The organism is Pseudomonas sp. 05N433 (assembly GCF_056396925.1).
This window is the reverse complement of sequence record NZ_JBFTML010000017.1, coordinates 40048-52728: the sequence shown is the minus strand read 5'-3', so window position 1 is coordinate 52728 and position 12681 is coordinate 40048. Positions and strand designations below refer to the sequence as shown.

The window sequence follows — 12681 nt, the reverse complement described above, 5'->3', positions numbered from 1 at the left end:
GCGACCGATCGACAATGGCATTAGGAAAATTCGTTATTTCTTGAGGGTGAGTGGACACCTTCTGAAGGTCAAAAAAAAACCGTGGGCAATCCACGGTTTTTTTACTGACGGTGATGCCTGGTACGGTTACCAGAAGCGTTGCTGGGTCAACCGGCTCCACCAGCTCAGCAATACGCGATCGATCGAACCGCTGGCCGCCATGCCGATGCGCTCCTGCAGGGTTTTACGTTCGGCGTAATGCAAATGATAGAGCTCGGACTGTTTAGCGCGCTCAGCGAGGTATTCGTCGCTGGTCTTGAGCTCGTCCACCAGTTGCTTGTCGAGTGCCGAAACACCGAGCCAGATTTCACCGGTGGCCACTTCGTCGATAGCAAGTTGCGGGCGATAGCGGGAAACGAAGTTCTTGAACAGCTGATGGGTGATGTCCAGCTCTTCCTGGAATTTCTCCCGGCCCTTCTCGGTGTTTTCGCCAAACACTGTCAGGGTGCGCTTGTACTCACCGGCCGTGAGCACTTCGAAGTCGATGTCATGCTTTTTCAGCAGGCGATTGACGTTGGGCAACTGCGCCACCACGCCGATCGAGCCGAGAATCGCGAACGGTGCGCTGATAATTTTCTCGCCGATGCACGCCATCATGTAGCCGCCGCTGGCCGCGACCTTGTCGATGCACACGGTCAACGGCACGCCGGCCTCGCGAATGCGCGCCAGTTGCGAAGATGCCAGGCCATAGCTGTGAACCATGCCGCCGCCGCTTTCCAGGCGCAGCACCACTTCATCCTTTGGCGTGGCGAGGGTCAGCAGCGCGGTGATTTCGTGGCGCAGGCTTTCAGTGGCCGACGCCTTGATGTCACCGTCGAAATCCAGCACGAACACCCGCGGCTTGGCCTCGGGCTTCTTCTTTTGCTTTTTCTCGGTTTTAGCCTGGGATTTGCGCAAAGCCTTGAGCTGGTCCTTGTCGAGCAAGGTCTGCTCCAGGCGTTCGCGCAGCCCTTTGTAGAAATCATTGAGTTTGCTGACTTGCAGTTGGCCGGTCGACTTGCGCCGACCTTTGCTGCGCAACGCCGCAAAACTGGCCAGGACCACCAGAATGGCGATCACCAGTGTCACGGTTTTAGCCAGGAAACTGGCGTACTCGGACAAAAACTCCACAGAGACTCCTTCAACACGATGCGCGGCATGAACACGCGCGGGATACCTTCAGCATACCCATGAGCCGGCCCGGCGACCAGTCGTGAAACCTCGAGTGTCCTGTCTCACAAATACTGTTCCCTTTTTACGGCGTCCGTTGCCGTCATGCTGCATTGCCGCTCCTCGCCTGACGACAACACTCGTCAAAAGAGAAACGTATTTGTAAGACAGGACACTAGCAACAGGCCTGTAACGGGCATTTCAAACAAGCGTATGTTTTTTCATTGACAGCTCACCGTCATCCTCATAACCTCGCCAAACCTTCAACGTACCGGGATGACGCGGACGTGGGCAGCATCTATTTGATTCGACATGGCCAGGCCTCCTTTGGTGCAGACGACTATGACGTTCTGTCGCCGACCGGTATTCGCCAGGCAGAAGTCCTTGGCCGGCACCTGGCCGAGCTTGGTGTGAGCTTCGATCGCTGCCTGTCGGGCGACCTGCGCCGTCAGCAACACACGGCCACCAGCGCGCTGGAACAGTACGCCACCGTCGGTTTGCCGGTGCCGCCCCTGGAAATCGATTCGGCCTTCAACGAGTTCGACGCCGACGCGGTGATCCGCGCCCTGCTGCCCGCCATGCTGGAAGACGAACCCGAGGCGCTGGAGATCCTGCGCAACGCCGCGCAAAACCGTGCCGAGTTCCAGCGTATCTTCGCCCTGATTATCGAGCGCTGGCTCGCCGGTACCTATGACACACCGGGCCTGGAAAGCTGGCTGGGCTTCGTCGATCGTGTGCAGGCTGGCCTGCAGCGGCTGCTCGAACATGCCGACAACACCCAGAAAATCGCCGTGTTCACCTCCGGCGGCACCATCACTGCCCTGCTCCACCTTATTACGCAAATGCCTGCCCGGCAGGCCTTTGAGCTGAACTGGCAAATCGTCAACACCTCGCTCAACCTGCTCAAGTTTCGTGGTCGCGAGGTGGCCCTGGCTTCCTTCAACAGTCATACACACCTGCAACTGCTGAAGGCCCCGGAACTCATCACGTTTCGCTGATTCCGGACTATTGTGACCCTGGCTGTATTCACCCAGCTCTTATTACCCAAGAAAGGATCGAACCATGACCTCCGTAGCTGATGCCGTACAAGCAATGAAAGCCAAGTTCAACCCAGCCGCTGCTGCCGGTCTGGACCTGGTATTCGGTTTCCGCATCGACGACACCAAGAACTTCTCGTTGATCGTCAAAGACGGCACCTGCGAGCTGCAAGAAGGCGAAAACCCGGACGCCCAGGTGACTCTGGTGATGGACGGCGAAACCCTGGAAGGCATCGTCGACGGTTCGACCGACGGCATGCAAGCGTTCATGGGCGGCAAGCTGCGCGCTGAAGGCGACATGATGCTGGCCATGAAACTGTCCGAGCTGTTCCCAGGCTAAGACGACGGCTCCCGCTCTCGGGAGCCTCTCTGGCTGCATGCGAATCCCGCCCCTCGTGGCGGGATTCGTCGTTTTTCACCCTCGGAAAACGGCTATCTGTGGATATGCCGTCTATATTCCTTCTGGCCGCATGCGTCAGACATCGGCTGTTTGCCCTCGCTTCTTTTATGAAGAACTGTGTGGAGAGCACTGCCATGAGCCCACCTGACGAGCACAATGACTTCAGTCGCCGCCGTGTACTGCAAGGTCTTTCGGCAGGCGCCATCGGTGCCTGGATCAGTCCGCTAACCGCAGGGAGTAAAACCATGCCCGACACCCCCGCCGACCTGATTCTGTACAACGGACGCCTGCACACCGTCGACCGCAAGAAACCCCAGGCCAGCGCCGTCGCGATCAAGGACGGGCATTTTGTGGTGGTCGGCAGCGATGCCCAGGCCATGGCACTGCAAGGCCCCGGCACGCAAATCGTTGACCTGCATGGGCGCACGGTGATTCCCGGCCTCAACGACTCCCACTTGCACCTGATTCGTGGCGGCCTCAATTACAACCTCGAACTGCGCTGGGAAGGCGTGCCGTCCCTGGCTGATGCGTTGCGCATGCTCAAGGATCAGGCCGACCGCACCCCTACCCCGCAATGGGTGCGGGTGGTCGGTGGCTGGAACGAGTTCCAGTTTGCCGAAAAACGCATGCCGACCCTTGAAGATCTGAACAAAGCCGCGCCGGACACTCCGGTATTCGTCCTGCACCTCTACGACCGCGCCCTGCTCAACCGTGCCGCACTGAAAGTGGTCGGCTACACCCGTGACACGCCGAACCCGCCGGGCGGCGAGATCCAGCGCGATGCCAATGGCGACCCCACCGGCATGCTGATCGCCCGCCCGAATGCGATGATCCTCTACTCAACCCTGGCCAAAGGGCCGAAGCTGCCGCTGGAGTATCAGGTCAACTCGACCCGCCAGTTCATGCGCGAACTCAATCGACTGGGCATCACCAGCGCCATCGATGCCGGCGGCGGTTATCAGAATTACCCGGACGACTATCAAGTCATCCAGCAACTGGCCAAAGATCAACAGCTCACGGTGCGCATTGCCTACAACCTGTTCACCCAGAAACCCAAGGAAGAACTGACCGACTTCAAGAACTGGACCAGCACTTCCCATTACGGCCAGGGCGATGACTTCCTGCGGCACAACGGCGCCGGCGAGATGCTGGTGTTCTCGGCAGCGGATTTCGAAGACTTCCTCGAACCACGCCCCGACCTGCCGCAAACCATGGAGCAGGAACTGGAACCGGTGGTGCGCCATCTGGTGGAACAGCGCTGGCCCTTCCGCCTGCACGCCACCTACAACGAATCCATCAGCCGCATGCTCGACGTGTTCGAGAAGGTCAACCGGGATATTCCGTTCAACGGTTTGCCGTGGTTCTTCGATCACGCCGAAACCATCACCCCCCGGAACATCGAACGGGTCAAGGCCCTGGGTGGCGGCATCGCGATTCAGGACCGCATGGCGTTCCAGGGCGAATACTTCGTCGACCGTTACGGCGCCAAAGCGGCCGAAGCTACGCCACCGATCGCACGCATGCTCGCCGAGGGCGTTCCAGTGGGCGCCGGCACCGATGCCACGCGCGTCTCCAGCTACAACCCCTGGACCTCGCTGTACTGGCTGGTCAGCGGCCGCACCGTCGGCGGATTAGCCCTGTACCCACAAGGCTTGAGCCGCGATACCGCACTGGAACTGTTCACCCACGGCAGCGCCTGGTTCTCCTCCGAACAGGGCAAGAAAGGTCAGATCAAAGTCGGGCAACTGGCGGACCTGATTGCGCTGTCGGCAGATTACTTTCACATCGAAGACGAAGCCATAAAGTGGATCGAGTCGGTGCTGACCATTGTCGACGGCAAGATCGTCCACGGTAGCGTCGAGTTTGAAAAACTGGGGCCACCGCCAATCCCGGTGGTGCCTGAGTGGTCGCCCGTGGTGAATGTGCCGGGGCACTGGAAACCCCTGGCGCCAATGACCGCGCAAGTGCACCAGTGTGTGGGCGCTTGCGCGGTGCATGCCCATAGCCATGAACGAGCGCGATTGTCGTCGGCACCGGTCAGTGACTTTCAAGGGTTCTGGGGGGCGTTTGGCTGTTCGTGTTTTGCGTTTTGAAAAGAGAAAAGATCGTCCGAAGGCGCGGGACGCGTTCGGACGATCTTTTGATTTTGAGCCTCTGCAACACTCGCTGACACAAGCTTGATCTCGATCAGTTGCCCTCCCCCCCACACTCTCTACTATCGCTCTTCCATCGAAGGCCAAGGACGGCTCATCGGGAGCCTGCGGCCGATCATTCTCAAGGAAGAGTCAATCATGCGGTCATTGAAAATCATTCTGCTGGCATCGGCGTTCAACGGCCTGACCCAGCGGGCCTGGCTGGACTTGCGTCAGGCCGGCCACTCGCCCAGCGTGGTGCTGTTCACCGATGAAGAGGCAGTGTGCGAGCAGATCGAGCATTCCGGCGCCGATCTGGTGATCTGCCCGTTCCTCAAGGATCGGGTGCCACAACAACTGTGGAGCAATCTCCAGCGTCCTGTAGTGATCATTCATCCGGGTATCGTCGGCGACCGTGGCGCCAGTGCGCTGGACTGGGCGATCACCCGTGAACTCAGCCGTTGGGGCGTGACCGCATTGCAAGCAGTGGAGGAAATGGACGCCGGGCCGGTCTGGGCCACTTGTGAATTCAACCTGCCCCAGGGTCTGCGCAAATCCGAGTTGTACAACGGGCGCGTCAGCGACGCGGCAATCACCTGTATCCGCGAAGTCGTGGAAAAGTTTATCGACGGTTTCGAGCCAGTGCCTTTGGACTACAGCCAACGCCATGTGATTGGCCGCTTACAGCCAAACATGAAGCAAGCTGACCGGATCTTCAGCTGGCACGACAGCGCACACTTCATCAAACGCAGCATCGACGCCGCCGACGGTCAGCCCGGCGTATTGGCCAGCCTGGCCGGCGGTCAGTATTACCTGTATGACGCTCATCTGGATTCGCGCAGCGGCACGCCGGGAGAGATTCTCGCGGTGCACGACGATGCGGTGCTGGTCGCGACCGGTGATCACAGCCTGTGGATCGGTTCGCTGCGACGCAAACCCCGGCCCGGCGAAGAAACCTTCAAGCGTCCGGCCCGGCATGTACTCGCTGAACAGCTTGCGCACGTCCCGACCCTTGATTGGTCGATCGCCTCTCAGCCATTTAACAACGAAAGCTATCAACCGATCCGCTATCGCGAGTCGGGGCATGTCGGCGAGCTGACCTTCGAGTTTTACAACGGCGCCATGAGCACCGAACAGTGCCAACGACTGGTGGAGGCCCTGCGCTGGGCCAAGTCCCGGGACACCCAAGTGCTGCTGATCAAGGGTGGACGCGGCAGTTTCTCCAACGGCGTGCACCTCAACGTGATCCAGGCCGCAGCAGTTCCGGGGCTGGAAGCCTGGGCCAATATTCAGGCGATCGACGACGTCTGCCAGGAACTGCTCAGCGCCCGGCAACTGGTGGTCAGCGGCCTGACCGGCAATGCCGGGGCCGGTGGCGTGATGCTGGCGCTGGCTGCCGATATTGTTTTCGCCCGCTCCGACATCGTGCTCAACCCCCATTACAAAACCATGGGCCTGTACGGCTCCGAATACTGGACCTACAGCCTGCCCCGCGCCGTCGGCCCGGCGATGGCGGAAAAACTCACCGAAGACTGCCTGCCGATCAGCGCCCTCCAGGCCTTGCAGTTAGGCATGGTCCAGGAAATCGGTCCGCGCTGTCCGGATGAGTTTGGTCTTTGGTTATTGCAGCGTGCCAATGGTGCGTTGAGTGATCCGGCGTACCAGGCGATACGTGAGCGCAAAAGTCAGCTCGATCCTCAACTGATGCAGCACTGCCGTAATGCCGAGCTGGAAGAAATGCATCAGGACATGGTGCAAAACCGTAAACAGTTCGCCGAGAAGAGCAAAAATTTTGTGCTTAAGCGCAAGGCGTGTGGCACGCCGCAGCGGTTGGTGGCCGATTGGGCGGTGGTGAGGGAGGTTGAGTTGGCGGACTGATTGTTTGGCACGGGTGATCAGGCCGGACAGTGAACTCTGTGGCGAGGGAGCTTGGGGCCGCTTCGCGCCCCAGCGGGAGCAAGCTCCCTCGCCACAGACGGTATCGGAAGACCATGGCTGCTCTTACAATGCCCGCACCTCCCACATCGGCCTGCCCATGGACATCGACCTCGCCCGCACCTTTCTGGAAATTGTCCGCCACGGCAGCCTGGCCGCGGCGGCTGAAAAGCTGCACGTCACCCAGACCGCGATCACTGCCCGGGTGCAGAAGCTCGAAAGTCAGCTGGGCAGCACGCTGTTTGTGCGCAATCGCGCCGGCGCGCGCCTGACGCCGAACGGCGAGGCCTTTGTGGTTTACGCCAATCAACTGGTGCAGACCTGGGAAGCCGCACGCCGGGACTTGCCGCTGCCCGAGGGCTACCGCGACGTGCTGCACATCGGTGGCGAGGTCAGCCTGTGCAACCCGTTGATGCTCAGTTGGGCCGGGGAACTGCGCGAGAAGATTCCCAGCCACGCCCTGCGCATGGAAATCCGCGATGGCGAAAACCTGCTGCGCCAACTGGAATTGGGGGTGTTGGATGCGGCGCTGGTCTATCAGCCCGAGTACTGGCCACGCCTGCAAGTCGAGCAGGTGCTGGAAGAAAAACTGATCCTGGTGCGCCTGGCCGGACGGCCCGATCCTTACGTGTATATCGACTGGGGCCCTGACTTCCGTCGTCAGCACGATGCCGCGCTGCCGGAAAAAGCCAAGGCAGCCCTGAGCTTCAACCTCGGCCCGCTGGCCTTGCAATACATCCTGGAAAACGGCGGCAGCGGCTATTTCCGCACTCGGGTGGTCCAGAGTTACCTGGAAAACGGCTTGCTGGAACAAGTGCCCAAAGCTCCGGAGTTCAGCTACCCGACCTATCTGGTTTACTCCCGGGACCGCGATTCGGCGACCCTGCAACGGGCGTTCGACCTGCTGCGGGAAGTGATCAAGACGGACGACGACTGGTCCCAGCGCTGGAACCCGCTGACCTGACACCATACGGGCGTCTCGCACCGGAGCATGGCGCTTGTGTCCTCAAGGTTCGGCCTGCCTGTGCGGCGGGATCGGCTAATCTGCTGGTTATAACAATAACCACAGGTGAACCCAGTGAGGCAGACCACCGAAGCGTTCCGCGCGCGCTACCGTGCCGACATTCATCCGCTCTACAACCCTTGGTTGCACGGCGCCTTTGTGTTGCTGTTCGGGTTGCTGGCCATCGGTGGGTTCTGGAGCACGGTGCATCAGGTGCAACCGCTGGAATGGCTGGCGGTGCCACTGACCCTGTTGTTTTTCAACTTCGGCGTGTACGTCGTGCATCGGCATCTGGGGCACCACAAAAAGAGCCTGGCGCGGATGTTCTACGCCCGTCACGCCGGTGACCATCACAGCTTTTTCACCCCCGGCCACATGACCTGTGACAGCGCCCGCGACTGGCGGGTGATTCTGTTTCCAGCCTGGCTGATCGTGTTGCACACCGTTGTCATCACGGGGCCTGCCTGGTGGTTGCTGGCTCAGTTCAATAGCAACGTCGCGGGGCTGTTTGGCGGCTGCATGGTGCTCGGTTACCTGACCTACGAGGTGTTCCATGCCTGCGAACATCTACCGCCCGGCAACCCGGTGACGCGTTTGCCGTGGATCCGCCAGATGCGCCGTCTGCATGAGCTGCATCACCGTCGTGAGCTGATGCAGGAACGCAATTTCAATATCGTGTTGCCCCTGATGGACTACCTGTTCGGCACCCTCTACTGGGAACCGGAGCAAGCGCCCCCGCACCTGACGAGAACGTCCATGACCCGTATGCAGCATGTGATCGACATCGCTGGAAACCCAGTGGCTGTGCTCGCCTACGCCAGCACCGCGACCCATTGGCCGCAGTGGCATCCGTCCTCCCTCAAGGTCGACGGCCAGAGCGGCCCGCTGTATGCCGGGGAGCGATTCGAGGAAGACATTCGGGCCGGCGGGCGTGAGGGGCATTTGAGCTGGGAAGTCGACGAATACCTGCCCGGACGCCGCTGGAGGGCTCGGGCCCGAGGCAGTCATGGTCTGTCGTTGATGGTGACTTACGAGTGTGAGGTTGAGGGCGATGACACGCGGTTTGTCCGCACTCTGGAATACAGCTTCAGCGGCCTGGCAATGCGCATTGCCAATCGTCTGGTGCTCAAGCGGCGCATCGAGCGCGAATCGGCGGAGTCGATGCTGGCGTTACGCGAGATGGCGCAAAAACATCTGGCCCTGGCAGGAGTCAGCGCATGAAAAGACCCCTCAAGTTTCGGCATTGGTTGCTGCTGCTGATCATCGTGATCAGTGCCTTGCTGTTTCTATTGCCGACCAAGGTTCAACCGGTAGCCTGGACACCGCCAACGGCGCCCTCCCTCGTCGAGGGCATCTACGCCGACAATCAGCGACTCAAAGGCGTGAAACGGGTCGGTGCTGCTGACATCGACGGCCCTGAGGCGTTGCTGCTGGAGAAAGACGCCCTTATCACCGGCCTGCATGACGGCCGATTGATTCGCACCAGCCTCGACGGCAAAACCACCCAGGTGCTGGCTGATACCGGTGGCCGGCCGCTGGGCCTGGCGCGGCACCCCAATGGTTTGTTGGTGATCGCCGACGGGGTCAAAGGCTTGCTGTCGCTCGACGCTCAGGGCCGGTTGATTCCATTGACCACCACGGCCAACAACCTGCCCTTCGGTTTTACCAATGACGTGGCCATCGACAAGCCCGGGCATTACGCTTATTTCAGCGACTCCTCCAGCCGTTGGGGCTACGGCAAGGACGGCGAGGCGATCATCGAGCACGGTGGCGACGGCCGTTTGCTGCGTTATAACTTCCAGACAGGCAATACGGCGGTCCTGCTGGACAAACTGGAGTTCGCCAACGGCGTGACACTGGGGCCTGACGACGCGTTTGTGCTGGTCAATGAAACTGGCGCCTATCGCATCAGCCGCTATTGGCTGACCGGGCCGAAAGCTGGCACCCACGATCTGTTCATCGACAATTTGCCGGGGCTGCCGGACAACCTGGCATTCAATGGCCGCGACCGTTTCTGGGTGGCGCTGTATGCACCGCGCAATGCACTGCTCGACACCACGGCGCCCTACCCTCTGGTACGCAAAATGATCGTGCGGGCGATGACTATTCTGCCCAAGCCCCTGGAGAAGCGCGCCTTCGTCCTGGGGCTGGACCTCGACGGCAAAGTGATTGCCAATCTGCAGGACGCCAGCAGCGGCAACTACTCACCCATCACCACCGTGCGCGAATATGGGGACTGGTTGTATCTGGGGTCGCTGAAAGCCCGGCACATGGCGCGGTTGCCATTGAGTGCAGCACTGAAATAGAGGGTGTAGCCAAAAGATCGCCCGAAGGTTCGGACCGCGTTCAGACGATCTTTTGATTTTGAATCAACGCAGATCTCGTATTGATCCCCGTTCCAATTGTTCAGTCACCGGTCGTCGGTGATTCTGCACAGCGTCCTCAGGACGGCGTCTTAAGTCGCTCAGCGATCTTGTCCTTGACCTGCACACGCTTCTCCTTGAGCTTCTTCAGTACCTCATCGCTGGGCGCATCCGATTGTGCGGACTCGGCCTTCACCACCTCTGCGTCCGCCTGGGTGTACTTGTTGAGCAGTGAATCCAGTAACGGATCCTTGGTGCGTTTTTGCTGGATCTCTTCCTTCGTGCAGCGCAAGTCCTGATAAAGGTCATGGGTCACCGGCATGGAACACCTCCGTTTGTTAATCGGTGGCAAACGTGATCGATGGCGTTCGCCAATTATCAGAATGGCCTCGCTTACCCGGTTCTGTCGACCGTCTATCAGACCAGCGGCGTCCGTTCGTCGTCCTGTCGCAAACGCGATACCCCCTTGCCCGAGCGCCTGGAAAGCCCCCCTTGAATCAACCACCGAGTACCGTACGAACCATTCGTGTCAGCGCCTCGGGACCATAAGGTTTGCTCAGCAAATAAGTGTCAGAGCTGAGTTGGTGATCGCGCGAAATGATGTCGCGGGTGTGTCCGGAGGTAAACAACACCGCCACCGGAGGGTTTTGCACCTTGGCCCAGGCGGCCAGGTCCGAGCTTTTGATCAAGCCGGGCATGACCACGTCGGTGAAGATCAGGTCCACTGTCGCGCCGTCGAGCAACATCTGCATCGCCAGGTCACCGTTGGCCGCGGTCAGGACCTGATAGCCCTCTTCGCACAACAAGTCCACGGCCGAACTGCGCACCGCTTCGTTGTCCTCGACCACCAGAATGGTTTCATGCCCGCCCCGGTGCTGCGGAGCATGGCGCATTGTTTCGTCAGGCAACGGGCGCAAGCTGCGAGGGAAATACAGCTGCACCCGAGTGCCCCGCCCGACGACGCTGGAAATCTCGATATGCCCGCCGCTCTGTTTGACGAACCCGAACACCATACTCAAACCCAGGCCGGTGCCTTGACCATCAGCCTTGGTGGTGAAAAACGGCTCGAAGGCCTGTGCAAGCACTTGCGGCGGCATGCCGACGCCCGAGTCCGCCACCGTCACGCAGACATAATCGCCAGCGACGATGCCCTTGCCGGCGCAAAACTTGCGGTCGAGGACGATGTTCTCTGCGCTGAGGGCAATGGTCCCCTCGCCGTTCATGGCATCTCGGGCGTTGATCGCAAGGTTGAGAATGGCGTTTTCCAGTTGATTGCAGTCCACGTAGAAGTGCCATGGATCGTCAGGTGCGGACACCTTGATCTGGATCGTCTCTCCCAGCGCGCGCTGCAATAATTCCCCGAGGTCTTCGAAGATCTGCCGTGGGTCGCATACGGCCGGTGACAACGGCTGACGTCGGGCAAAGGCGAGTAATTGCGAAGACAATTTGGCCCCGCGCTCGACTGCGGCAATTGAGGCGCCGACCCGGCGCTGCACGTTGGCGTTATCCGGCTCATGACGCGCCAGCAAGTGCAGGTTGCCGGCGATCACCTGCAACAGGTTGTTGAAGTCATGGGCCACCCCACCGGTGAGACCACCAATGGCTTCGAGCTTCTGTGATTGACGCAGTTGCTCTTCGGCCGCCAGCCGCGCCTCGACTTCTTCAGCGACTCGTTGCTCCAGGTTGCGGGTGAACTTGAGCAAGGACTCTTCGGCAATCTTGCGTTCGTGGATGTCGATCAACACCCCTGGAAAGCGCAACGCTTCACCTTGCTCATTGAACTCGCAACACCCGCTGGCGAGCACCCACAGGTAACTGCCATCGGGACGCAGGACCCGATATTCGGCGTTATAGGGCACGCCGGTTTCCACCGACTGATTCATCCGCTCCCGGGCCCAGCTGCGATCATCGGGATGAATCTGCATTTGGGCGATGGCTGGTGGCAAGTTGGCCAGGTCCTGGCCTGGCGGATAGGAAAACGTGCGGGCGAATCGCTCGTCGCCCGATAGCACATCAGCCTTGATGTCCCAGACAAACGAGCCGAGCAAAGCCCCGGCATTGAGGGCCAGGCGAACCCTTTCATTATCGGCACGATAGGCGTTTTCGGCTTCTTGGCGTCGGCGTTCGGAAATCACATGGTCAGTGGTTTCAACCACCATTGCCATGACCCCGGCGGGACACCCGTCATCATTGGAGACAGGACTGTAGTAAAGGTCCATCCAGACGTCTTCGGGAACGCCGTCGCGCAGCAATACCAGGGCTTTGTTGTGATAAGACAAGGTGCCGCCCGCAAGACAGGTGTCCACCACATGCCGATTGAATTCGGCGACCTCCGGCCAGCCCAACTCCACCGGGGAGCCCAGCAGGTAAGGATGGCGGCCACCGGCAAATCTTGAGTAGGCGTCGTTATAGATCATGTAACCGGGGCGGCCCCACAGCATCACCATCGGCAGCGGTGAAGCGAGCAGTAACTGCACCGCGCTGCACAGACTCCCGGGCCAGGTGTCGATGCGTCCGAGTTCGGTCAGGCTCCAGTCGAACGCACGAATGCGTTCGGCCATTTCGCCGCTCCAACCGGTACAACCGTGGCTATTGTCTAGAAACTGCATCGACTGGCCTATGT

The 12681-nt window shown here is 60.1% G+C and carries 10 protein-coding genes; 7 read left to right on the top strand and 3 right to left on the bottom strand.

What is annotated here, in order from left to right:
- Positions 1-126: 126 nt before the first annotated feature.
- The gene (sohB, locus tag AC1DIS_RS11655; protein WP_018927637.1) at positions 127-1149 is read right to left on the bottom strand and encodes a protease SohB; all 1023 of its coding nucleotides are present in this window, start codon (positions 1147-1149) and stop codon (positions 127-129) included.
- 326 nt (positions 1150-1475) lie between these two features.
- Here sohB and AC1DIS_RS11650 point away from each other — a divergent pair, with 326 nt between their 5' ends.
- The 7 genes from AC1DIS_RS11650 (at position 1476) to AC1DIS_RS11620 (ending at position 10001) form a co-directional block, all read left to right on the top strand.
- Positions 1476-2186, top strand: coding sequence for a histidine phosphatase family protein (locus AC1DIS_RS11650; RefSeq protein WP_018927636.1), 711 nt, complete (start codon positions 1476-1478; stop codon positions 2184-2186).
- Positions 2187-2250: 64 nt separating this feature from the next.
- Positions 2251-2565 (top strand): SCP2 sterol-binding domain-containing protein, encoded by a 315-nt coding sequence (locus tag AC1DIS_RS11645; protein ID WP_007941766.1) that lies wholly within the window; start codon positions 2251-2253, stop codon positions 2563-2565.
- A 305-nt stretch (positions 2566-2870) separates the two neighbouring features.
- Entirely contained in the window at positions 2871-4718 is a 1848-nt protein-coding gene (locus tag AC1DIS_RS11640; RefSeq protein ID WP_064621239.1) for an amidohydrolase, read from the top strand.
- A 198-nt stretch (positions 4719-4916) separates the two neighbouring features.
- Positions 4917-6635 (top strand): hydrogenase maturation protein, encoded by a 1719-nt coding sequence (locus AC1DIS_RS11635; RefSeq protein WP_258613831.1) that lies wholly within the window; start codon positions 4917-4919, stop codon positions 6633-6635.
- Positions 6636-6792: 157 nt separating this feature from the next.
- Positions 6793-7656 (top strand): LysR family transcriptional regulator, encoded by an 864-nt coding sequence (locus AC1DIS_RS11630; protein WP_064617081.1) that lies wholly within the window; start codon positions 6793-6795, stop codon positions 7654-7656.
- Positions 7657-7770: 114 nt separating this feature from the next.
- Positions 7771-8916: an SRPBCC family protein gene (locus AC1DIS_RS11625; RefSeq protein ID WP_477743946.1), complete on the top strand. Its 1146-nt coding sequence runs from the start codon at positions 7771-7773 to the stop codon at positions 8914-8916.
- A complete protein-coding gene (locus tag AC1DIS_RS11620) occupies positions 8913-10001 on the top strand; it encodes an SMP-30/gluconolactonase/LRE family protein (RefSeq protein ID WP_018927631.1) in 1089 nt (362 codons plus the stop codon). The genes AC1DIS_RS11625 and AC1DIS_RS11620 overlap by 4 nt, the downstream gene beginning before the upstream one ends.
- Before the next feature lie 136 nt (positions 10002-10137).
- Here the strand turns inward: AC1DIS_RS11620 and AC1DIS_RS11615 are convergent, their stop codons facing one another.
- Complete coding sequence (locus AC1DIS_RS11615; RefSeq protein WP_018927630.1) at positions 10138-10380, bottom strand: DUF465 domain-containing protein; 243 nt, start codon at positions 10378-10380, stop codon at positions 10138-10140.
- 175 nt (positions 10381-10555) lie between these two features.
- Complete coding sequence (locus AC1DIS_RS11610; protein ID WP_258613821.1) at positions 10556-12667, bottom strand: hybrid sensor histidine kinase/response regulator; 2112 nt, start codon at positions 12665-12667, stop codon at positions 10556-10558.
- Between the last annotated feature and the right edge of the window lie 14 nt (positions 12668-12681).